Origin of the sequence: Streptococcus sp. M334 (assembly GCF_000187745.1) — a bacterium.
Lineage (GTDB): Bacteria > Bacillota > Bacilli > Lactobacillales > Streptococcaceae > Streptococcus.
In genome coordinates this window covers 179,415-202,227 of record NZ_GL732488.1, presented here as the reverse complement: position 1 = coordinate 202,227, position 22,813 = coordinate 179,415, and the positions used below count along the sequence as shown (strand labels likewise).

General features: G+C 40.0%; 23 protein-coding genes, 2 tRNA genes and 1 pseudogene. 12 read left to right on the top strand and 14 right to left on the bottom strand.

The features are described from left to right. Positions 1–490: 490 nt before the first annotated feature. The gene (locus HMPREF0851_RS10990) at positions 491–1,636 is read right to left on the bottom strand and encodes a low temperature requirement protein A (RefSeq protein ID WP_000209243.1); all 1,146 of its coding nucleotides are present in this window, start codon (positions 1,634–1,636) and stop codon (positions 491–493) included. Between the two features lie 805 nt (positions 1,637–2,441). On the opposite strand from HMPREF0851_RS10990, the gene HMPREF0851_RS10985 reads away from it, so the two are divergent. Both HMPREF0851_RS10985 and HMPREF0851_RS10980 read left to right on the top strand, forming a co-directional pair. Then, on the top strand, positions 2,442–3,731 hold the full coding sequence (locus HMPREF0851_RS10985) for a membrane protein (RefSeq protein ID WP_001062781.1): 1,290 nt from the start codon (positions 2,442–2,444) through the stop codon (positions 3,729–3,731). Positions 3,732–3,740: 9 nt separating this feature from the next. Beyond that, complete coding sequence (locus HMPREF0851_RS10980) at positions 3,741–4,829, top strand: AI-2E family transporter (RefSeq protein WP_001055024.1); 1,089 nt, start codon at positions 3,741–3,743, stop codon at positions 4,827–4,829. Between the two features lie 140 nt (positions 4,830–4,969). On the opposite strand, the gene HMPREF0851_RS10975 is transcribed toward HMPREF0851_RS10980, so the two are convergent. The 4 genes from HMPREF0851_RS10975 to HMPREF0851_RS10960 form a co-directional block, all read right to left on the bottom strand. Next, positions 4,970–5,042 (bottom strand) — tRNA-Lys (locus tag HMPREF0851_RS10975). Between the two features lie 62 nt (positions 5,043–5,104). Beyond that, positions 5,105–5,620: a DUF308 domain-containing protein gene (locus HMPREF0851_RS10970; protein ID WP_000672744.1), complete on the bottom strand. Its 516-nt coding sequence runs from the start codon at positions 5,618–5,620 to the stop codon at positions 5,105–5,107. Between the two features lie 354 nt (positions 5,621–5,974). Beyond that, positions 5,975–6,047: transfer RNA gene (locus HMPREF0851_RS10965), tRNA-Lys, on the bottom strand. 264 nt (positions 6,048–6,311) lie between these two features. Beyond that, positions 6,312–7,583, bottom strand: a complete 1,272-nt coding sequence (locus HMPREF0851_RS10960; protein WP_001113233.1) for a replication-associated recombination protein A — start codon at positions 7,581–7,583, stop codon at positions 6,312–6,314. Between the two features lie 115 nt (positions 7,584–7,698). Here HMPREF0851_RS10960 and HMPREF0851_RS10955 point away from each other — a divergent pair, with 115 nt between their 5' ends. The 8 genes from HMPREF0851_RS10955 to HMPREF0851_RS10920 all read left to right on the top strand — a co-directional run bounded on the left by HMPREF0851_RS10955 (position 7,699) and on the right by HMPREF0851_RS10920 (position 15,143). Beyond that, a complete protein-coding gene (locus HMPREF0851_RS10955; protein WP_000257122.1) occupies positions 7,699–8,169 on the top strand; it encodes a DUF3013 family protein in 471 nt (156 codons plus the stop codon). Between the two features lie 18 nt (positions 8,170–8,187). Continuing rightward, a complete protein-coding gene (locus tag HMPREF0851_RS10950) occupies positions 8,188–9,255 on the top strand; it encodes a M50 family metallopeptidase (protein WP_000719485.1) in 1,068 nt (355 codons plus the stop codon). Position 9,256: 1 nt separating this feature from the next. Beyond that, positions 9,257–9,685 (top strand): NUDIX hydrolase, encoded by a 429-nt coding sequence (locus HMPREF0851_RS10945; RefSeq protein WP_000401995.1) that lies wholly within the window; start codon positions 9,257–9,259, stop codon positions 9,683–9,685. 137 nt (positions 9,686–9,822) lie between these two features. Beyond that, positions 9,823–10,773, top strand: coding sequence for a 50S ribosomal protein L11 methyltransferase (prmA, locus tag HMPREF0851_RS10940; RefSeq protein WP_000451144.1), 951 nt, complete (start codon positions 9,823–9,825; stop codon positions 10,771–10,773). Between the two features lies 1 nt (position 10,774). Beyond that, positions 10,775–11,518, top strand: coding sequence for a 16S rRNA (uracil(1498)-N(3))-methyltransferase (locus tag HMPREF0851_RS10935; RefSeq protein WP_001188187.1), 744 nt, complete (start codon positions 10,775–10,777; stop codon positions 11,516–11,518). A 10-nt stretch (positions 11,519–11,528) separates the two neighbouring features. Beyond that, on the top strand, positions 11,529–13,325 hold the full coding sequence (pepF, locus tag HMPREF0851_RS10930; RefSeq protein ID WP_000435573.1) for an oligoendopeptidase F: 1,797 nt from the start codon (positions 11,529–11,531) through the stop codon (positions 13,323–13,325). 246 nt (positions 13,326–13,571) lie between these two features. Next, positions 13,572–14,363, top strand: a complete 792-nt coding sequence (locus HMPREF0851_RS10925) for a DUF2785 domain-containing protein (RefSeq protein WP_000284159.1) — start codon at positions 13,572–13,574, stop codon at positions 14,361–14,363. Positions 14,364–14,474: 111 nt separating this feature from the next. Further along, positions 14,475–15,143, top strand: a complete 669-nt coding sequence (locus HMPREF0851_RS10920; RefSeq protein WP_000714854.1) for an MIP/aquaporin family protein — start codon at positions 14,475–14,477, stop codon at positions 15,141–15,143. A gap of 56 nt (positions 15,144–15,199) precedes the next feature. Here HMPREF0851_RS10920 and queF read toward each other — a convergent pair whose 3' ends face one another. The 7 genes from queF to HMPREF0851_RS10890 form a co-directional block, all read right to left on the bottom strand. Next, positions 15,200–15,691: a preQ(1) synthase gene (gene queF / locus HMPREF0851_RS10915; RefSeq protein ID WP_000082586.1), complete on the bottom strand. Its 492-nt coding sequence runs from the start codon at positions 15,689–15,691 to the stop codon at positions 15,200–15,202. 18 nt (positions 15,692–15,709) lie between these two features. Beyond that, the gene (gene queE / locus HMPREF0851_RS10910) at positions 15,710–16,426 is read right to left on the bottom strand and encodes a 7-carboxy-7-deazaguanine synthase QueE (protein ID WP_000196462.1); all 717 of its coding nucleotides are present in this window, start codon (positions 16,424–16,426) and stop codon (positions 15,710–15,712) included. Further along, positions 16,419–16,862 carry a 6-carboxytetrahydropterin synthase QueD gene (gene queD, locus HMPREF0851_RS10905; protein WP_000464578.1) on the bottom strand — a complete coding sequence of 148 codons (444 nt, stop codon included), beginning with the start codon at positions 16,860–16,862 and terminating at the stop codon, positions 16,419–16,421. The genes queE and queD overlap by 8 nt, the downstream gene beginning before the upstream one ends. Continuing rightward, positions 16,862–17,515: a 7-cyano-7-deazaguanine synthase QueC gene (queC, locus tag HMPREF0851_RS10900; protein WP_000828772.1), complete on the bottom strand. Its 654-nt coding sequence runs from the start codon at positions 17,513–17,515 to the stop codon at positions 16,862–16,864. Before queC ends, queD begins: the two co-directional genes overlap by 1 nt. A gap of 201 nt (positions 17,516–17,716) precedes the next feature. Beyond that, on the bottom strand, positions 17,717–18,031 hold the full coding sequence (gene trxA / locus HMPREF0851_RS10895; protein WP_001029581.1) for a thioredoxin: 315 nt from the start codon (positions 18,029–18,031) through the stop codon (positions 17,717–17,719). A 15-nt stretch (positions 18,032–18,046) separates the two neighbouring features. Further along, positions 18,047–18,268: a DUF4649 family protein gene (locus HMPREF0851_RS0104125; protein WP_000570246.1), complete on the bottom strand. Its 222-nt coding sequence runs from the start codon at positions 18,266–18,268 to the stop codon at positions 18,047–18,049. A 99-nt stretch (positions 18,269–18,367) separates the two neighbouring features. Further along, positions 18,368–18,748, bottom strand: coding sequence for a MarR family winged helix-turn-helix transcriptional regulator (locus HMPREF0851_RS10890; protein ID WP_000221626.1), 381 nt, complete (start codon positions 18,746–18,748; stop codon positions 18,368–18,370). Between the two features lie 280 nt (positions 18,749–19,028). Between HMPREF0851_RS10890 and HMPREF0851_RS10885 the strand changes: the two genes are divergently transcribed. Together HMPREF0851_RS10885 and HMPREF0851_RS10880 are read left to right on the top strand one after the other, a co-directional pair. Beyond that, positions 19,029–19,403: a CidA/LrgA family protein gene (locus HMPREF0851_RS10885; protein ID WP_000781325.1), complete on the top strand. Its 375-nt coding sequence runs from the start codon at positions 19,029–19,031 to the stop codon at positions 19,401–19,403. After that, complete coding sequence (locus HMPREF0851_RS10880) at positions 19,400–20,095, top strand: LrgB family protein (protein ID WP_001288942.1); 696 nt, start codon at positions 19,400–19,402, stop codon at positions 20,093–20,095. The genes HMPREF0851_RS10885 and HMPREF0851_RS10880 overlap by 4 nt, the downstream gene beginning before the upstream one ends. 201 nt (positions 20,096–20,296) lie before the next feature. Here HMPREF0851_RS10880 and HMPREF0851_RS10875 read toward each other — a convergent pair whose 3' ends face one another. Together HMPREF0851_RS10875 and HMPREF0851_RS15820 are read right to left on the bottom strand one after the other, a co-directional pair. After that, a complete protein-coding gene (locus tag HMPREF0851_RS10875; protein ID WP_000946123.1) occupies positions 20,297–21,844 on the bottom strand; it encodes an ATP-binding cassette domain-containing protein in 1,548 nt (515 codons plus the stop codon). 281 nt (positions 21,845–22,125) lie between these two features. Continuing rightward, positions 22,126–22,813, bottom strand: a pseudogene (locus HMPREF0851_RS15820) (tyrosine-type recombinase/integrase); the annotation flags it as partial.

Sequence of the window (22,813 nt, the reverse complement as noted above, 5' to 3'; positions counted from 1 at the left end):
ACTGTACCTCAAAAGTTAGACAGAAAAAATCTAATTTTTGGGGTGTTTTTATTAAGAAAAGACCTTCAGTCATTTAAGTAAAATGTACATCTAGAGTCATAGTCCTCTAAAACTCTTGCTTTTTTTGTAGAAGATACGAAAAAAACCTTGATTCCAAGGCTTTTCCTGTTGTATGTAGATGCCCCCTACATGGATTTGTAAGAACTTTTCATATTGAAAATAAACAAAAATGTTGAAATATAGCTGATTTTAGGGAAATACTTTTAGGTGTTTTCAATGTCAGGATTTAAAAATGGGGCAAAAGTGGGGCAAAAACGAATGACTCGTATTTGGTTTGAAAACCTATAATACCTAATGATTATGCTATTCTAGATATATAGTTTTGTTATAAATAAATGTCAGTGCGAGATCAAATTGGAGGATAAAATGGAAAAACAAATTAATGAAAAAAAAGCCTTGGTTCCCAAAGCTTTTTAATCTTATAAACTCATTAAAACAACTCCCAGTAAGGTGTGGAATGTTTTTTAGTCTGTGTCATATAAAAATAAATAGAATGAATAGCTATAGCTAGAGCTAAAATGGTTGTAATACTTACTACTATTATAGGATTAGAAGCAAAGATTAAAGAGAGAATCAAGGCAGCCAGATAGAGTGTAGCTTGGACACAGTAGTAACTTTTCGAATAGCGAAGATAGTGTTTGTTATAGGGCCCATTTGCTAGGACAGCAGCTTGGAAGAGGCCAATTCCGATATAAAAGAAGCTGGTTGCAAAGAGAAGATTAGTTTCAGGATTCAGAAGAAAACTCATCGAAACGGTCATCATAAGAAGTCCAATGAAAATAGGATAGTGACTGTAAATTAGAAATAGTCCCTTTTGATTAGATTCTTCATCAATAGCATGGTCGAATTGACCAAAATAAAACAAGAACAGAGAAAGCATAATAATGAAATAAAGAACCGAATAAATCGAGAAATTCTCGATTGTAAAGAAGTTAGCTAGCTCCATAATCATCTCTCCAAACGTAATAATGACAAGAAGGGAGATGCGCTCGATTAAATGGGGGAGATTTACCTGGTAATGCTTATCTTTACTAAGCAAGATAATTGGCATAATAAATGTTAGCAGAATACTAGCAAATAAGATAGGGACTCCAACGTAAATAGGAAGAGGAGCTACTAGATAGACTCCTAAACTTCCTAGACCTGTTATCCATAGAAAACCTTTGATACTTTCCCGATTAACATTATCGGTTGATTTTCTAAAAAATTCAACCAAATATTGTAAAAATAAGGTAAAGGTTAATGTACCAATAGCCCAACAGAGATAATGAAAATATTGTTGCCAATCAGGTCCAATCATATTGGCTATAAAGAGTAAAAGTCCCATTTTGATAAACATGATTACCATGTTAAATAAAGAGTTCTTTCCATAGCGATTGGTATAGACGGTTTGAATCATCCAGGAATCGGTGAGAAACAAGACAGCTATGAAAAAATCAAAGAAAGAATTCCAAGTCAAAATACCGTTATGAAGATGGTCAATTAAAGTAGTTACTTTTGAAATTGCAAAAACAAAAACTAAGTCATAAAAAAGTTCTGAAAATTCTACACGTTTATGTTTAATAAGAGTTGTCATCTTAAGACCTTTCTATTTTAGAAGTACGATTTATTATAACAGAAAATGGTAATGAGAGAAAAGGATATGCTTAAATAACTTCATGTGACGCGAATGAACTGCGCCACAAAAGTTAGGTTTTTTCTGTCTAACTTTTGGGGTGCAGTTCAGAAGGGGTGTTTTTTCTATCGTTTTTTAGTGCTAAGACTACACAAAAATGCCTTGTAAATCAAGGCTTTTTCCTGTTGTATTTAGATGCCCCCTACAGGGATTTGGAAAGGACTTTCATATTGAGAGCAATTAAAAATATTGAAATATAAGTGATTTTAGGTATTTTCAATGTCATGATTTAAAAATGGGACAAAAGTGGGGCAAAAACCATACAGATTCTAAACTGTATGGTTCTTTTTTTATCTAACCAAGAAAGGTTAAAACTTATTAAAACAAATGCAATCAACTGTTGAAAACTTTTTAGTCCGTGTAATATAAAAACAAGTAAAAAGTTGAACTATAGGGAATATTGTGTCATAATAGGTAATAGATGAATAATTAATAGATTGGAAATAATGCTTTCTTACCTTAACAAGTTGAATTGGTTATACATTTTTTCGTCGCAATTGTGTCTATCTCTCGAGTTTAGCTAGTTTTTATAAGCTCTGGCTTCTAATCAATATAACAAATTTTAGAAGTGCATAAGACAAGATGGTGACATTACTACAGTCATTTCTAGTCACCATATGTTGCTGGCACAGGCTGTTTGTAGTGTTGGCTATTTACTAGTCAGTTTAATCGGAGTGTTTAATTTTTATTGTTGAAAGGTTTTTATATGGCGAAAATTCTATCTTTAGGTCTGACAGGTAAGAAATTACTTGCTCAGGGGTTCTTGTTTGTTCTGCTAGGTCTCATCTTGATGGTCACGGGGACTTGGTTGCCAGTAAAGGTTATTCGACTGGTTCTGTTTTTAGCTTGGATAGCAACGGTCTTAGATTTAGTATTACGTATTTTCAAAAAAAGTCAGTCAACGGACACCTTGGGAGTTGCACTGGTTAAATTGTTAGTGCTGGGATATTTGCTTGGCTCCAATCTTGCGACGGATGTGCCGATTTATATTTTGGCTCTTGTGATTGGAGTTTATCAGATTTTTCATGCTAGTATTAACCTTGTCACCTATGTTCTCTACCGCAAAAACAAAATTCGACCTCGTTTTCGTCTCTTACTAGATGGACTCGTACTAGTTTTTCTTGGTGGGACTAGTCTTTTGTCCTCTACAGGAAATTCTGTCTTTCAACTCTTTGTATTAGGGGCTTATTTTTTCCTTTATGGTCTGTCCAATATCCGTGACGGTTTCTTATTTGAAGGGGAAATTGGGAAAAACCATCTCAAACGTCGTATTAGAATTAGCTTACCTATTGTCCTAGCCGCTCTCATCCCTGCAAGAACTTTAGCAAAAATCAACAAATTCATGCAGGAAAATGCTGATGAGAGAGAGGATATCCATCTTGGAATGGTGAAGTCTGGTAAGACAGCGGAGCTTGAAATTTTTGTTCATACAGCTGAGACCTCTCTGTTTTCGGCAATTGGTCATGTGGATATCTGCTATCAAGGCCGTGTTATTTCTTATGGCAACTATGATCCGTCTTCTGAGACCTTATTTGGCATGGTAGGAGATGGTGTCTTATATTTCTGTGATCGTGACAAGTACATTGACCTATGTAAACGTGAGAGTCAAAAAACGCTTTTTGGTTATGGGATAGATTTGACGCCTGAAATGGAAAAAGCAGTTCAGAAAAAGTTGGCTGAATTGAAACAACTGACGATTCCATGGGAGCCAAGTGCAGATAAAATCATGACAGGTGATGGTAAGGAAGACTACACCTACGCTTATAAAATCAGACATGAGACAGATGGGGAACTTTATAAATTTATCAAATCTAAGTTTAAATCCTACTTTGTCTTATCTACAAACTGTGTGCTCTTGGCTGATACCATAGTCGGTCAGGCTGGCACCGATATCCTCTCACCCAAAGGATTTATCGCACCAGGAACTTACCAAGCTTACCTTGACCGAGAGTTTGAAAAACCAAATAGTATAGTCGTATCTAAACATGTTTATTAAGGAGAATTTATGAATTTAGTAAAAAAATACACCCCATTAATACTTTTTATAGGGCTGGTTACTCTTGTAATTCTGAATGCATCAAGCTTTATATCAGGGGCAGTATCTCTCTTTGAAGTAACTTCTACCTTGATTTATGGTGCTGTCATTGCTTTTGTGCTCAATGTTCCCATGAAAAAAATTGAAGAATTCCTAGTTAAAATGAAGGTAAAGGCAGGGTTGCGCCGTCCGATTGCTATGGTGCTTGTTTTCCTATCTCTTATCTTAATCGTGATCTGTCTTTTGGTTTTGGTGCTTCCAACCCTTGCTCAGACTATTAGTCAGCTGGGAGCAGTCCTTTCAACAGTCCTGACTCAACTTGGGAAATTGCTAGACAGCTCGGAATTTGTAACCAAAGACATGCTGTCAACTATCGTATCAGGAATTCAGGGACAGTCTAGCTCTATTAGTCAAGCTTTGATAACCTTCTTATCCGGTCTGACTAGTAATATAGGAAATATTTTTTCAAGTATAATGAATGCCTTTCTGATTATAGTATTTACCTTTTTATTTTTATCCAGTAAGGAACATCTGGCAGCGATGACGAGTAGACTTCTAAAAGTTATATTTCCAGAGAAAGTGGTGACAAAGTTAACTTACATTGGACAAGTAGCACTAGAGACTTATGACCAATTTTTGATGAGTCAGCTGATTGAAGCAGTCATCATAGGAGTTATGATAGCGGTTGGCTACAGCCTGTTTGGACTACCTTATGGGGTAATGACAGGTATATTTGCAGGAGTGCTATCGTTCATTCCTTATGTAGGGCCTATGATTGCTTGTGTTGTGGGAGCGATTTTTATCTTCACAGTGAGTCCTACTCAAGCCTTACTTTCTCTTCTTCTATATCAAGTTATACAGCTGATTGAAGGAAACCTTATTTATCCTAGAGTTGTAGGTCAATCTATTGGTTTGCCAGCTATTTTCACGCTTGCGGCTGCTAGTATTGGAGGCAATCTCTTTGGCTTACTTGGGATGATATTCTTTACACCGATATTTGCTGTTATCTATCGATTGGTTAAGGAATTTGTCGTTGCAAAGGAAAATCAGCTAGATTAAGAAAAACTAAATTTAATAAGATATACTGAGAAGAGAGTGAGAGATTCTCTTCTCTTTTATTTTTAAATACTTTTCTACAAAAAGCTATTAGACGTTAAAAAAAGCCTTGGTTTCAAGGCTTATTTCTGTTGATTTAGATGTGCCCCCTGCAGGGCTCGAACCTGCGCCCCATAGCTTAAGAGTCTACTGCTCTACCAACTGAGCTAAGGAGGCAACAGAAAAAGCTGAGAATGTAACTTCCCAGCTATTTTAATATGCCCAAAATGGCAGCTAGATTATTTACGAAAGGCATCAAGGATATAGGTGAAACCAACAATTAAAAATGCAAAGGCAACGACATAAACGACAAAGACACTTGTAGCTACTGGATTGAACAAAATCACTAGACCTAGTAAAAATGCAAGCAACGCTATCCACATGATATGGTTGCCAATAATAGGGAAAATCAATCCCAGACGATTGCCTTTAAAGAAAACTATAATGGCTTCTACAATTAACCAAATTCCTAAAATAGTTGGAATGACAACTGGCAGCGTCACAAAGCCATAGGCAACGAGGTAAAGAGCTAAGAGAAGATTAACAATCCCTTGGAAAAGATGAGCTGGTGAGCGAAGCTCTTTTGGTACAGAGAAATAGCCTAAAATAGCTGCTATAGAAGAAACCAGTAAACCAAATGCAATCCACCAGCTGTAAGCAACAAGATTAGCTACTGGGTTTGTAAATAGGAAAAGTCCTAAAAGGACAAAAACAACTCCTGCAAGGAATAGCGATAAACGATTAGAAAATTTCATTTCAATACCCCCTATATAGTATAGTATAGTTTGATAATAAAAATATTATACACCTTTTTAGAGGAAATATCAATAAACAAAATGGAAAATTTGGAAGTTTCAGTCTGATTTATGAAAAGAAAATCAGTTTTTATTATTTTGAAAATAAAAAGAGAAGATAAAATTTGTCTTCTCTACATGAAAATATTGTATGGCATCAAAGCAAAAGTAACTGGCTTTACACTATTTGTAAAGATGTAATTTGATTCAAAAAGAAAAGATAGATTTAAAATGTGGGACAAATGATGGGGTAAATCAGTTATAGACAAGCAAAAAAAGCCTTGATTTACAAGGCTTTTTCCTGTTGTATTTAGATGCCCCCTACAGGGATCGAACCTGTGACCCACGGATTAAGAGTCCGCTGCTCTGCCAGCTGAGCTAAGGAGGCAAAGAAAAAAGCTGTATTGGTGCCGAAACTTCACGGTTTGTATTGAACCCGCGCAATTAAGCAGGTGGGCAACTCGCTCTAACTGAAGCTGTTTCCGTGTGAGACGGCCTACATGCTGTTAGAAGACTTTTGTTTCCCTAATAATACAAAAAATAGTCGGTCAACACTTAAGTGTGAAGTCGTACACCACAGCGTTTCTATGTTTATATAATACCACTTTTTCAAAAAAAATCAAGAGGAAAGTGCAATTTTTTGAAAAGGATTTCAGATTTTTCGCAAACGGTCGATAGCTTCCTTTCTTTGAGCCAAAGCCCGTTCATATTTACCAGTATCTTCTGCTTGGAAATAGTGATGATTACGAATTTTTTCTGGTAGATAGTCTTGCTTGACCCAATTTCCAGGATAGTTGTGTGGATAGAGATAGTCTTGGGCATTCCCTAGTTCCTTGCTTCCGCTGTAGTGTCCATCACGCAGGTGTCGCGGAATAGGCAAGTGCCCTGATGTTTTGAGGTCAGCAAGTGCCTTATCCATAGCTACATAGGCTGAGTTGGATTTTGGAGAAAGGGCCAAATCAATCACGACATTGGCAATGAGAATGCGGGCTTCTGGGAACCCAATCTTCTGGGCAGCATCCAGAGCAGTCACGGTATGAATCTGGGCTTCAGGGTTGGCCAAACCGATATCTTCATAGGCGATAACGGTCAAGCGACGAGCGAGACTTGGCAGATCCCCAGCCTCAATCAAGCGGGCAGCATAGTGAAGACTGGCATCAACATCTGAGCCACGGATAGACTTTTGCAGGGCAGATAGAACATCATAGTGACCGTCTCCATCCTTGTCCATAGTGATGTAGCTTCTCTGAAGACTATTTTCCATGATGTCTAGAGTGATATGGCGAATGCCCTTATCATTCTCAGGGGTAGAAAGAACAGCCAAATCCAGTGAGTTAAAGGCAGAGCGCAGGTCTCCGTTTGTAGAGGTTGCGATGAAGTCCAGCGCATCCTCATCTAGTTCTACTGGAAAATCAAAACCACGCTCAGGGTTACTTAGAGCTATCTGTAGAGCCTCTTTGACTTCTTGGTTAGACAGAGGTTCCAACTCAAAAATTTGAACGCGACTGCGAATGGCAGGAGTGACAGAGAAGAAAGGATTTTCAGTTGTAGCGCCAATCATGATGACCAGTCCACTTTCCAAGAGAGGCAAGAGGAAGTCTTGCTTGGTTTTATCTAGTCTATGAATCTCGTCAAGGAGTAGTACAAGTCCACCTGAAAATTTAGCCTCTTCCGCAATTTCTTGCAGTCGCTTTTTACTATCAACTGTCGCATTGAAAGTTCGAAAGGCATACTTAGTAGTCCCAGCGATGGCTGAAGCAATACTGGTCTTGCCGATTCCAGGAGGTCCATATAGAATCATGGAGGACAGGCGGTTGGCTTCCACCATGCGACGGATGATTTTTCCTTGTCCGACCAGATGTTCCTGACCGATGACCTGATCGATGGTTTTAGGGCGCATGCGAAGTGCGAGATTGTCTGGCATAGCAGTCCTTTCTAACGTGGATTTTCTGATGTATATGTGGTAAGATGGTAGTATCTATTTTAGCATATTTCCGAGCAATCGGGGCGATTAAAGAGTCGCATAGAAAGAGGACAAAATGGCAACATACGGATTTTTAGATGTTTTAGAGGAAGAGTTGGAGAAGAATTTTCCCTTTGACTTTGAGATTAGTTGGGACAAGCGTAACCACGCGGTTGAAGTGAGTTTTCTATTGGAAGCGCAAAACGCTGCAGGTGTGGAGATGGTAGATGAAGACGGAGAGGTTTCGTCAGATGACATTCTCTTTGAGGAAGCAGTGCTTTTTTACAATCCTGCCAAATCAACAGTCAATGAGGAAGACTATTTGACGGTTATTCCTTACCTACCTAAAAAAGGTTTTTCTCGTGAATTTTTAGCTTATTTTGCTCTATTCCTTAAAGACACTGCCGAGGTTGGACTAGATGCCCTCATGGACTTTTTGGAAGACCCAGAAGCAGAAGAATTCGTCATGGAATGGAACCAAGAAGTCTTTGAAGAAGGAAAAGTTGGCTTGGAAGAGGGAGAATTTTATCCTTATCCGAGATATTAGGAGTTGGTTGGAGATTTTATGAAGAAAATTGGGATTTATTTGGTTTATGTGCTAGCTGTTGTCTTTATTATGCTAGCTTTTGCTTGTGGAACCATCGCATTTGCAGAGTTGGGCTATTCTGCATTATTAGTTTTTAGTTTTGGTTATGCTTTTGCTTTTCTAAGCATGTATGTAATCTTGATTCTTCATGAGCTTGGTCATGCATTTTGTGGTTATCTGACAGGCTATCGTCTGGTGGCTTTTGGGTTAGGACATTTTATTTTGACCAAAAAGTTAGGCAGGTTTCATCTTAGTAGAACAGCCATTCTGAAAAATGTTGGTGCTCAGTATATTGGTTTAAAAGAGAATGAAAGTGATCAAAGAATCATCTTGATGCTTTCAGGAGGCTTGATAGTTCATCTTTGCTTGATATTATTGGCAACACTTTTTGGTTTTTTGACAACAAACTGGTATTTTGCAGGCACTTGGATTTGTCTAAATTTATCTCTTCTTCTTTTCAATGTTCTGCCAGTCGGCATCACCGATGGAGCAAAAATTTGGGAATTGCTACAACACCCTGAAAATACGAAATACGCCTACCTGATGTTGAGGCATTCTGCCCAGACCTTACTAGCTCCTCAAGAATATGATTTAAAAGACTTTATCATGCCTGTTGATGAGGATGTGAGAGGGAGTTTTGCAGAAAGTGTTCAGACTCTTCAGGGGTTGGTATTCATATTGGATGATAATATAGAGCTTGCAAAGCAACAGTTTCAGTCTGTGCTAGAGAAAACAAATAATCCAATGTCTAAAACTAGTTCTCAATTATACCTTCTTCAAATTGCTCTGATAGAAGGAGATAATAAGAAAGCGGAAGAATATGCAAGTATTCGAGGGGTCAAATCCTTTTTATCTATAAAAACAGCAGATATGCAGGTCATTCAAGCCTGGTATCAATTTAAGGTAAAGAAAGATGTAGTTCAAACTCACAAGGCTATGAAGATTGCTAGACAGAAAATGAATAGCAGCCGGATGTTACGGGATGAGAAACGCTATTATGAAAACTGGTTAGCCGAGCTGGAAAAGGAATTAACCGAAGGAGTCTAATATGGAAATAGAGATTTCTGATTTCACAGGCTGTAAGATTGCTTTGTTTTGTGGGGATAAGCTTCTGACTATCCTACGCGATGATAAGGCAAGCATTCCCTGGCCCAATATGTGGGAACTGCCAGGTGGTGGACGAGAGGGTGATGAAAGTCCTTTTGAGTGCGTGGAGCGTGAAGTTTTTGAGGAACTGGGAATTCATCTGACTGAGGATTGTCTGCTTTGGAGTAGGGTTTATCCAAGTATGCTTTTTGCGGATAAACAATCTGTATTTCTAGTCGGTCAGTTGACACAAGACCAGTTTGAGAGTATCGTATTTGGAGATGAAGGACAGGGCTATCAGCTCATGAATGTTGAGGAATTTCTTAGTTCTAGTCAAGTTGTACCTCAGTTGCAAGAGAGATTAAAAGATTATTTAAAAGTAAGTGATTAGAAAGGATGGTTCAGTTACATTTCTAAACTGAACCCGCCCTAAACACGGTGCCAAAAAGATAAACTTCTCTTAGACACAAACGTCTTCAGAGAGTTTCCTATTTTGGTTTTGTGTTTTACGGGCTTGGTATCTTAATGATGGAAACATGGCAAGAGTTAAAAGTTACAGTCAAGCGTGAGGGGGAGGAATTGGTTTCCAATCTCTTGATTGAGCTGGGAGCACAAGGTGTTGCGATTGAAGACAGTATGGACTATGTGGGAAATGTTGACCGCTTCGGCGAGATTTTCCCAGAGGTTGAGCAGCAAGAAGAAATCGTTGTGACAGCCTACTACCCTGACACGGTGGATGTAGCAGTGGTTGAGGCGGACTTGCAGGCTCGCTTAGCAGAATTAACGGATTTTATGGATTTGGGAGAGGTCAAAATGGGTACGACTGCCTTGGCTGAGGAAGATTGGGCAGATAACTGGAAGAAATATTATGAACCAGCTCGTATCACTCATGATTTGACCATTGTGCCATCATGGACGGACTATGAAGCAACAGCGGGAGAAAAGATTATCAAGCTAGATCCAGGGATGGCCTTTGGGACTGGAACACACCCAACAACCAAGATGAGTCTTTTTGCCTTGGAGCAGGTTCTTCGTGGTGGAGAAACGGTGCTAGATGTGGGGACTGGTTCAGGGGTTCTCTCCATTGCTAGCTCGCTACTTGGTGCCAAGGAAATCTTCGCCTATGACCTAGATGATGTAGCAGTTCGTGTTGCTCAGGAAAATATTGAACTTAACCCTGGCATGGAAAACATCCATGTAGCAGCAGGAGATTTGCTTAAGGGTGTTGAGATTGAGGCAGATGTGATTGTAGCTAATATCTTGGCGGATATTCTCATCCATCTGACGGAGGATGCCTATCGCTTGGTCAAGGATGAAGGCTACCTCATCATGAGTGGAATTATCAAGGACAAGTGGGACATGGTGCGCGAGTCGGCTGAATCAGCTGGATTTTTCCTTGAGACCCACATGATTCAAGGGGAATGGAATGCCTGTGTCTTTAAGAAAACCAAGGATATTTCCGGTGTGATTGGAGGCTAGCATGCAGCAGTATTTTGTTAAAGGCAGTGCTATCTCCCCTGTCACCATCGAGGACAAGGAAACCAGCAAGCATATGTTTCAGGTTATGCGCTTGAAAGAAGATGATGAAGTGACCTTGGTCTTTGATGATGGCATCAAGCGCTTGGCGCGTGTGCTGGATGTGGAAGCTCGTCAGTTTGAGTTGGTCGAAGAATTAGCTGACAATGTGGAATTACCAATCCAAGTGACCATCGCATCTGGCTTTCCCAAGGGGGACAAGCTGGAGTTCATCGCTCAAAAAGTAACTGAACTGGGTGCTAGCCAAATCTGGGCCTTTCCTGCCGACTGGTCAGTTGCCAAGTGGGATGGCAAGAAATTGGGTAAAAAGGTTGAAAAACTAGAAAAAATTGCCCTTGGAGCAGCAGAACAAAGCAAGCGTAATGTTGTTCCAAGTATCAAGCTTTTCGAGAAAAAAGCAGATTTTCTAGCTCAGTTTGACCAGTTTGACTCTATCATAGTGGCCTATGAAGAATCAGCAAAAGAGGGAGAAGCCGCTGCGCTCTTACAAACAGTCGCTGGTCTTGAAAAAGGAGCCAAACTGCTCTTTATCTTTGGTCCAGAAGGTGGTCTGTCACCAGCGGAAATTGAAAGTTTTGAAGCTAAGGGAGCCGTTTTGGCAGGCCTAGGTCCTCGTATTTTGCGAGCAGAAACAGCACCACTTTACGCCTTATCAGCCCTTAGTGTTTTATTAGAATTAGAGAAATAAGAGGAAGAAAATGGAACAAAAACACCGTTCAGAATTTCCAGAGAAGGAACTTTGGGATTTAACAGCCCTATATCAAGACCGTGAGGATTTCTTACGTGCGATCGAGAAGGCTCGTGAAGACATCAATCAATTTAGCCGTGATTACAAGGGCAATCTTCATACTTTTGAGGATTTTGAAAAGGCCTTTGCAGAATTGGAACAAATCTACATTCAGATGAGCCATATTGGAAACTATGGTTTTATGCCTCAGACAACGGACTATAGCAATGACGAATTTGCCAATATTGCTCAAGCTGGGATGGAATTTGAAACAGATGCTAGCGTAGCCTTGACCTTCTTTGACGATGCCTTGGTGGCAGCAGACGAGGAAGTCTTGAATCGTTTGGGTGAATTGCCTCACTTGACGGCAGCTATTCGTCAGGCCAAAATCAAAAAAGCCCACTATCTAGGGGCTGATGTGGAAAAGGCCTTGACCAATCTGGGTGAAGTTTTCTACAGTCCGCAGGATATTTACACCAAGATGCGAGCTGGGGACTTTGAAATGGCTGACTTTGAAGCCCATGGCAAGACTTACAAAAATAGCTTTGTGACCTATGAGAATTTCTACCAAAATCACGAGGACGCGGAGGTTCGTGAGAAATCCTTCCGTTCTTTCTCGGAAGGGCTTCGTAAGCACCAAAATACAGCTGCGGCAGCCTATTTAGCCCAAGTCAAGTCTGAAAAACTATTGGCAGATATGAAGGGTTACGACTCAGTCTTTGATTATCTTCTGGCTGAGCAAGAAGTGGACCGTGCCATGTTTGACCGTCAGATTGACCTCATCATGAAGGATTTTGCGCCAGTTGCTCAGAGATACCTCAAGCATGTTGCCAAGGTGAATGGTCTTGAAAAGATGACCTTTGCAGACTGGAAATTGGACTTGGATAGCGCCCTTAATCCTGAAGTGAGCATTGATGATGCCTACGATTTGGTCATGAAGTCAGTCGCACCTTTGGGGCAAGAATATTGTCAGGAAGTTGCTCGCTATCAAGAAGAGCGCTGGGTGGACTTTGCTGCTAACAGTGGCAAGGATTCTGGTGGTTATGCAGCGGATCCATATCGCGTACACCCTTATGTCCTCATGAGCTGGACAGGTCGTTTGAGCGACGTTTATACCTTGATTCATGAAATCGGGCATTCTGGTCAATTCATCTTTTCAGACAATCACCAAAGCTACTTCAACGCCCACATGTCGACCTACTATGTTGAAGCACCGTCAACTTTCAATGAATTGCTTTTAAGTGACTACTTGGAGCACCAATCTGACGACCCTCGTCAAAAACGCTTCGCTCTTGCCCACCGCTTGACAGATACCTACTTCCATAACTTTATCACTCACCTCTTGGAAGCAGCCTTCCAGCGTAAGGTTTACACACTGATTGAAGAAGGAGAAACCTTCGGAGCAAGCAAACTCAACAGCATTATGAAGGAAGTTTTGACGGATTTCTGGGGAAATGCTATTGAAATCGATGATGATGCGGCTTTGACTTGGATGCGTCAAGCTCACTATTACATGGGCTTGTATAGTTACACCTACTCAGCTGGACTTGTGATTTCGACTGCAGGTTACCTCCATCTTAAAAACTCAGAAACTGGAGCTGAGGACTGGCTCAATCTCCTTAAGTCAGGTGGTAGCAAGACACCACTTGAGTCAGCTATGATTATCGGTGCTGATATTTCAACAGATAAACCACTCCGTGATACAATCCAATTCTTGTCAGACACAGTTGACCAGATTATCGCCTACAGTGCCCAGTTGGGAGAGTAAGGGGATAGAGAGGTTGTTCTAGAATGATGTTTATGGGCTTGTTAAGTGTCATTCTATTTGTCTTAGTTGTAGCTATTTTCAAAAATTCCGTTGAAGGTTGTAGTGTTAAATTTGAACTTGCTGTAGAACTGGTATTGATAGTTGTTTACTTCATTTTATATTAGATTGTATTTAATTAAGAATTCAATATTGAGTCATTTAAGGCTGGCTTTTTGATAAGTTGCTAGAAATGTAGAGGTATCGAGTATGTATCAAGAGTTACTTAGAAAAATAACAGAAGAAAAACCAAGTTATCATCAGGAAGAAATCCAGTGGTTGCTTGATCATTTGGGAGATCCTTCTTCAGAAATTCGTGATGACCTTGTTTTTACAAGCTTTACTAGGGGGATTCAGGAAGAGCTATTTACACAGGAACAATTCCAGTTTATTGCTGAAGCGGTTTCATCTGATGGAGGACTAGATGAAGAGATTTATGAGATAGGTCTGTCAACACTTGAACGTTCTTTTAGAGCGCTTATTTATGCAAATCTCTTATCAGCTGATGGTAATGAACACTCTATTTTTTATCAAGTGCTGCAAACTCATATCAGAAATACGATGCTCAATCAAGGTTTGTATTATCTTTCAAAAGAAAAGGATACAACGGGTTTTTCAAGTCAGTATGGTTGGGTTCACGCTTTTGCACATGGAGCCGATTTACTGACAGAGGTGGTTTGTCATCCAGACTTTCCTAAAAACAGAGTTCATGAAGTATTTGATATACTTGGCCAACTATTTAAAAGAATTTCGATTCGTTTTACAGATGATGAGGATTGGCGTTTAGCGAGAGTGATCTATGAACCTATTTTACAAGGGAAGTTGGAGCAAGAGCAAGTAGCTTCTTGGATAAAAACTGTTGATTTCCCGATAGAAGAAAGGGAAGATTTTTATAAATTTTCTAACTTCAGATCCTGTTTGTTGGAAGTCTATGTTCAACTTGACCAGAGAAATAGTTTACAAGATGACTTGAAACAAGCTATCCAGTCTTTTCAATACTAAGGACAAGTGAGTTGTTTCATGATTTTCAAGAAAATTTCCAATCAATTTTCTTGAAACCCTTTCCTACTTTTGATAGACTAGTACCTAGTTTTTGAAAAAAGGAGAAAGAAAATGAAAAAATTTGTTGCTGAGTTAATCGGTACGTTCATGCTTGTGTTCGTCGGAACAGGAGCTGTTGTTTTTGGAAATGGTCTTGATGGCCTTGGTCACCTTGGAATTGCTTTTGCCTTTGGTCTGGCAATCGTAGTCGCAGCCTACTCAATCGGAACTGTTTCAGGTGCTCACTTGAACCCAGCTGTTTCGATTGCTATGTTTGTAAACAAACGTTTGTCATCTTCAGAGCTTGTAAACTACATCCTTGGACAAGTAGTTGGAGCCTTCTTAGCATCTGCTTCTGTCTTCTTCCTCTTGGCTAATTCAGGGATGTCAACTGCTAGTCTTGGTGAAAATGCCTTGGCAAACGGTGTCACTGTCTTTGGTGGTTTCTTGTTTGAAGTCATTGCAACTTTCTTGTTTGTCTTGGTTATCATGACCGTGACATCAGAAAGCAAGGGCAATGGCGCGATTGCTGGTTTGGTAATCGGTTTGTCCTTGATGGCAATGATCCTTGTGGGATTGAACATCACTGGACTTTCAGTTAACCCAGCACGTAGCTTGGCACCAGCTGTTTTGGTAGGTGGTGCAGCCCTTCAACAAGTTTGGATTTTCATCCTTGCGCCAATCGTTGGTGGTGTTCTTGCAGCCCTTGTTGCTAAAAACTGCTTTGGAACAGAAGAATAATTGAAACTCAAAAAGCCTTGCTCCTTATCTTGAGGAACAGGGCTTTTTGTATGAGTTTAACGGTTGTCAATTTTCTCTGGATAAAGGTCGTGTTGGAAAAGGCGTTGTTCTGCCAAGCCTTCATACTTGGTTGCAGGCTTACCGTAGTTGTAGTAAGGGTCGATTGAAATGCCACCGCGAGGAGTGAATTTTCCCCAGACCTCTAAATAGCGAGGGTCTAGCAAGTTGACCAAGTCTTTCCCGATAGTGTTGATACAGTTTTCGTGGAAATCTCCGTGATTTCGGTAACTAAAGAGGTAGAGTTTGAGGGATTTTGACTCAACACAGAGCTTGTCAGGAATGTAGGAAATATAAATCGTCGCAAAGTCTGGCTGAGCAGTGATCGGACAAAGTGAGGTGAATTCAGGACAGTTAAATTTGATGAAATAGTCATTTTCCACATGACGATTGTCAAAGGATTCCAGGACTTCTGGTTGATATTCGAAAATGTAGTTGGTTTCTTTGTTGCCGAGGAGGCTGAGGTTTTTCATTTCTTCTTGTTGTGACATAATTTTTTCTTTCTAATCTTAAACACCACGTTGGTTGTCGTAGAGGAGGGTATGGAGTTGAGGAAGGACGCGGACATTGCCCCAGCTGTCGTCGGTAGCGACACGTTCCCAGAGTTCTTTGAGACGGTCCAGTTGGTCTTGGACAATATTGCCTGTGGCCTTGGGTTCAGGATTTCCTGCCGATAAGAAAAGAACATCTGGTTGGTAACGTTCTTGTATGCCTCTGGCAAAGGCTAAATCCGCATCATCAAAGACAGGAATTTTAAAGGTGACCTTGTCTGGATCCAGTTGAGAAACGATAAAGTCAAGGGTTTCAAAGTTGACTTCCATCTTGGATGATGGAGGTTTGGGACTCAGGGTGACTTGGTCAATGTCTTTTAACCAATTTTGCCAGCGAGAACCTTGGGTTTCAACAGCCAGAGTTACACCACGTTCCTTGAGTTTAGTGACCAATTCGGCCATGTTGGCTGCTAGGATAGCAGGATTTCCCCCAGATAGGGTGACGTAGTCGTAGCTTCCTAGTTTATCCAAGGCAGCAATGACTTCGTCAGCTGTCATACGAGTTGGTTTTTCAGAACCATCCCAAGTAAAGGCAGAATCGCACCAGTCGCAGTGGTAGTCGCAACCAGCAGTGCGGACAAACATGGTTTTCTGCCCGATAGCACGACCTTCGCCTTGAAAGGTTGGGCCAAAAATTTCTAGAACTGGTAGTTTGAGGACACGTTCCCTAGTCATCTAACCACTCCCGTCTAAACTCTGCAAAGGCAGTCGGAGTCTCATAGAGGCGAACGTATTCCAAACGGAGACCGCGCTCGTCTGGCAACTCTTGACTCATGGTTTGGAAAATCCAGTAAACCATATTTTCAGCAGTCGTGTTCATATAGGGAAGAGTTTCATTGAGATAGCGATGATCCAAGTGGGGCTCTAAGTAGTTCTTGTAGACCGCTTTGATGTCTCCGAAATCGTAGGTCATGCCCCGTTCATCTAAAAATCCACTGACAGCAATCTGCAAATGATAGGTGTGGCCGTGCAGGGACTTACATTTTCCCTCATAGTGAAAGAGGTGGTGGGCAGCATCAAAGGTAAATTCTTTTGATACCAAGGTTCTGTGAGGATTGTAGACCAGAGACTCCCCAGTTTCTTGTTTGATTTCTTTGGGTGCAAAAAACATTAGGCCTCTCCTTTCTGTGAGAGATAAACATCTAGACCATGCTGACGTAGGTGGCAGGCTGGGCAATCTCCACAGCCGCTTCCAATAATCCCGTTGTAGCAGGTTAAGGTCTTTTCACGAACATAGTCAAAGGCACCGAGTTGGTCGGCTAACTCCCAAGTTTCAGCCTTGTCTAGCCACATGAGAGGTGTTTGGATAACGAAGTCGTAATCCATGGCAAGATTGAGGGTGACATTGAGGGATTTGACAAAGACATCCCGACAATCGGGGTAGCCTGAAAAGTCTGTTTCACAGACACCTGTCACGATGTCTTTCATGCCCCGTTGTTTGGCAAGAATTGCCGCAAAGGATAGAAAGAGGTGGTTGCGACCATCAACAAAGGTATTGGGAACCTCTCCCTCTTTTTGCTTGATTTCCAGATCAGAGGTCAGGGCATTTTCAGTGATTTGCCCCAGCAGCGACATATCTAGGATGTGATGACGAATACCCTGTTCCTTAGCAATTTCTCTAGCCACTTGAATTTCGAGGTGATGGCGTTGGCCGTAGGCAAAGGTGACGGCTTCAACAGTTTCATAGTGTTCTTTAGCCCAAAAGAGGCAGGTTGTAGAATCTTGACCGCCACTAAAGACGACCAAGGCAGATTGACGTTTCATAGTACTCCTTCCGAAATGGGAAATGTTCAGAGCACGCAAAAAGCTCCCTTGAGGGAGCTAAAAAATACCAAGTCAAGGTTTTTTTTAGCGATGGCATGTCCCAAACATCGTAATATTCTACCTACAGTCTAGCATATTTTTTGAAAAAAGGCAAAGGGCAAGAAAAAAGAGACCAAAGAAAGTACTTGGTCTCTAGTGTGATTAGCTCAATTCAGCAACGATGGCCTTGATTTGTTCTGCTGTGTGTACACCAGCAACTTGTTTCACTACTTGGCCGTCTTTTTTGAAGAGAAGAGTTGGGATAGACATGATTCCAAAAGCACGAGCTGTATTTGGATTTTCATCAACGTCCATTTTAACGATTTTCAAGACATCTTCTGAAAGTTCTTCAGACAATTTATCCAAGATTGGTCCTTGCATACGACATGGACCACACCAAGTTGCCCAGAAGTCTACCAAGACCAAACCGTCTTTTGTTTCTTGTTCGAATGTTGCATCTGTAATTGCTTTTGCCATTGTATTTCTCCTTTTTTAGTTATATTGGCTTAAATCTTGTTTCATGAGATAGAAGAAGACATCTCCGTAAGTCCCATGGTAGTCCAAATCATGACCGTTGTAAGTTAATTTTTGGACAGGGTAGTAGTCTGCGACGCCGATAAGGCAAGCTTGTTGTGAACGATCAAAGTCTTCATAAGATTCGAAGGTTACAGTTCTTGCGTTCTTGCTGGCATCTAGATAGGTAATTTCAATCATGTTTAAAACTCCTTTGTTTGATGATGATTTTATTTTACTCCTTGTAAAAGAGAATGTCAAGAAAAATGATTGCGCACGCAACTTTTTTCTAAAATCATCTTAAATCAAGAAATCCAAACCAGTTTCCAAGCTTGCTTCGACAGCCTTTTGTAGAGAGGCCAGTGTTTTTTGGCCATCACTTGTCAGGCAGATAAAGCTAGAGCGTCTATCTTGATCACAACACCTGCGACTAAGCAGACCGCAATTTTTAGCTTCCAAGCGAGCTACCATCCGAGAAACAGCGCTCGGGCTCAGATGAAGCTTATCCGGCAGGTCAATCTGGCGTAGAGATTTTTCTTGAGCCAAGTCCAGATAGTAGAGTAGGTAGAACTCTTTCAAGGTCAGACTTTGGTCACTCTGCTGGGCGATGGTCTCTTCCAAGAGACTTTCGATTTCTTTCTGACGCCGATTGAAATCAAACCATTTTTCCAAATAGGTCATAGTATCTCCTTTCTTTTTAGAGTTATCAATAGAAGAAGGTCCATTAACGGACAATCTCTGCATCACAAGATGATTGCGCATGCAATAATTATACTACTTTTCAAGAGAGCTGGCAAGAAGGACGCTGGCATCTCTTATCCTAAATCATGCCTGTTTTCACTAGTTTTAATTGTCTGTATCCCCTTTCCTTTCTAATTTTCATTATCTCTTGTGTGTTTCCTTGAAATTTTCTGAAAAAAGAGTAAACTGGTATGCAGAAGTCTATTTCGTGGAGTTTAGGATGAAATTATATGTTCAATTAATGATTCTCTTTGTGATTTCTCTAATCGGAGAGGGGATTTCCAGTTTCTTTCATTTGCCCATCCCAGGCAGTATTATCGGTTTGATTATTCTCTTTCTAGCCCTACAATTCAAGTGGCTGAGAACCAGGCATGTCAACATGGTGGGGAATTTCTTGCTGGCCAATATGACCATTCTCTTTTTGCCGCCAGCAGTGGGAATCATGGAAAAGTTTGATGTGATTGCTCCTTATCTCTTGCCCATTGTTTTGATTGTCTTTTTTGCAGCTGTTATCAATATTATCCTCATAGCCTTGGTAGTTCAGTTTATCAAGAGACGGTTTGAGGGAGATTATGAGAAAGGAGATGCCAAATGAGTGAATTTGTTTCCAATCCCCTGTTTGGGCTTGCCCTGTCTATCTTAGCTTATCTAGTGGGAATGCTGATTTACAGACGCTTTCCCCATCCATTGACAACGCCCTTGCTTTTGTCAGCTATCTTTATTATCATTTTTCTAAAAGTGACGGGTATTTCTTACCAAGATTACTACCAAGGTGGGGTTTATTTGAACAACTTGATTGTCCCATCGACTGTTGCTCTAGGGATTCCGCTTTATAAGAGTTTTCACTTGATGAAGCACCATGCTCGGAGTATTCTCTTTGGTAGTTTGTTAGCAGTAATTGTCAATACCTCTTTCACAGCCCTTGTGGCAAAAATCTTTGGAATGGACTTTTTCCTAGCCATTTCTCTCTTTCCTAAGTCAGTAACAACCGCCATGGCAGTGGGAATCACAGAAAAATTGCAAGGTCTGACGACTGTGACCTTGGTGGTTGTAGTGGCGACTGGGATTTTAACCAGTGTCATCGGCCCAACCCTTTTGAAGTGGTTGAAAATTGACGACCCAGTAGCTGTTGGTCTTTCTCTTGGAGGAACAGGCCACGCAGTTGGAACGGGAACAGCCTTCCGATACGGCTCTGTAGCAGGAGCCATGGGTGGTTTGGCTATCGGTGTCACCGGTATTCTCTATGTCTTTGTCAGCCCTATAGTAGCCAGTTTGATATTGAGTTAATATTCTTCGAAAATCTCTTCAAACCGCGTCAATGTCGCCTTGCCGTATATATGTGACTGACTTCGTCAGTCTTATCTACAACCTCAAAACCATGTTTTGAGCAACCTGCGGCTAGTTTTCTAGTTTGCTCTTTGATTTTCATTGAGTTAAAAAGCAAGGAATTCGGATTCCTTGCTTTTTAAAATCGTATGTTATAGAGTATTACTTTTCTTTGCTTAAGTGAATGACTTGGTCGTAGTGTTTTAAGTCTTCTTCCGTGTAGTGGTGAATGACTTCAATGACTGTCTGTGGTAGGGAGAAGAGCAAGTCGCTAATCTTTCTGCTATTTTCCAAGTCAAGATTGGCCTTAATCTCATCAGCTAAGATGAGTTGGCTATCGTGGTAGAGGGCGCGAGCAATTTCTAGGCGTTGTTTCTCGCCACCAGATAGACTATCATTGCTGAGCGTTCGATTTTTCAAATGTTCTAATCCTGTTTTTTTGAGGATATGATTTAAAGTCTCTTGTTTTTTATCCAGTCCTAGAAGGATATTGTCTTCTAGAGAGAGCGTGTCAAAGTAATGGCTATCTTGGAGGATATAGGAACTAACACTCGTGATTTCTTGACGAGACAGGTTTTGACCAGCAAAGCTAATCTGTCCACTTGTCGGTGTCTCTTCTCCATGAACGATATTGAGTAGAGTTGTCTTACCAGAGCCACTTTCCCCGATAATGGCAATTTTTTCTCCTTGCTTGATGTGTATGGAAATCGGAGATAAGAGGATATTCCCATCTTTTTTTAGGGAGATGGTGTCAAGTTGGATAGGGAAAATGTTTTCTATGCTTCTAGGCGAGATGGAGTCAGACTGACCTAAAAGTTTTTGGTATTTGTTGAGAAGACTTCGAGTTGCTTTTCGGGTGTTGGTAAAATAAGCCAACTCTTGGAATTGATAGCCGATATTATGGGAAACCAGATAGATGGCCACAAAACTCGCTGCATCTAAATAATTATAGTAGGTCATAAAGCCACCGATGACGATTGGTGTGACAGAACAAAAGGCATCGATGCTATTGATCAAGAGACTATTTAAAGTTCGTTGCTTTTCATAGTTAATTTCGGTATCTAGACTGGTTTGTAATTGCTTTTGATAGCGAGCAAAAAAGTAGTCTTGCCCCTGATAATGGCGAATTTGTTGGCTACCGCCAATAAAATTTGTCAAGCTTGCTAAGTAGCTCTGGTTAACAGTTGACCGCTTTTCAGAAAGTGAATCCAAACGCTTTGATCCGATAGCACTGCAGAGTACAGGAAAGGAGTAGAAGAGGATGAAAATCAAGCCCAGGTAAAAATTGGTCCATAGGGCATAGAGAATGGACACAGTGGTGAAGCCAAGAGAAGAAATGATGATGACCGTTGGCTCAATATAACTTTCTTCTAGTTGCTTGACGTCGTTTTCTAGGTCAGATAAAATATCCTTTTCATCAATCTCATAACTGTTTAAAAATCGCTTGAAAATAGCACTCTTGATTCCATATTTGAAATCAGTAATCAAACGGGCGTAGTAATAGCGTTTCCCAGCCAAACCTATTAAGAGGATGAGATTACCAAGGATTCCTAAAATCAAAACTTTCCAAAGAAGGCCTAGTTCTTGATTGGTAAAACTAGCAACAATATTCTGAACAAGGGCTGGTGTGATAATCGCTTCCAGCCAAGTAATGGTAATAGAAAAGAAGTAAAGTACGAGGTGCTTCTTGGTAACAAATCTTCTCAGCATAAAGAATTGCCCTCCTTATCTATATACATGTAATCCGTTTTAAAGATATTATACTCCTTTTTATCAAATACTTCATTTGTTACTCTAAAAGTTTTTAAAGTTGGGATATGAAACAGATTGAATCTACAATAGTACACTACGGTTGCTAAAACATTTCTAGAAATTAATTTACACCCTAATATATTTGTGCATATTTTGTTTCAATCTACTATACTATTAATGTTTATTAGAATATAGTAAAACAATTATAAATATATGAAATAAGTGTGTTTAATGAGTGTTCATTTTTTTTCAGAATGAATCGCTGATACAGGATTAAAAGAACTAAGTATTTCTTTTTGTTTTGAATGAGATACGTGAGTATAGATTTGTGTGATTGATATAGAACTATGTCCAAGAATTTGTTGAATATATCGAATATCTACATCATTATCTAGAAGCATTGTCGCAAAGCTATGTCTAAACATATGCGGTGTAATAGTTCTAGAAAAGTTATTTTGTTCAACGATTCTTTTTATAACTAAACGTACACTTTGATCTGACAATGGCTTAAGTGAATGTTTCCCTGGAAACAGGAAATCATTGGATTCATTTCTTGTTTTATTTATATATGTTTCTAATAAATTGAAGGTTGTTTGATCTCCTAAAAATAGGATACGTTCTTTCTTACCCTTTCCTATAATATGGAGTGTCTTATTGGAAAGATTAATGTCTTTGAGACGAATGTGGCAAAGTTCAGAAATTCTGATGCCTGTTGAAAGTAAAAGTGAAATAATCAGTAGATTTCTTTCAGCGTGTTGTTTTTGATAATCAGTTTTAGATACAATTACTTTCTGTTCTAAATATATAAAAAATACTTTTCAGAATGTCATGCGGAATCGTTTTAGGCAATACTTTTTCAGTTCTAAAATTGAAAAGCGCAAATTGATTGAAGGGATTCTCTTCAATTATGTTCTGGTATTTTAGATT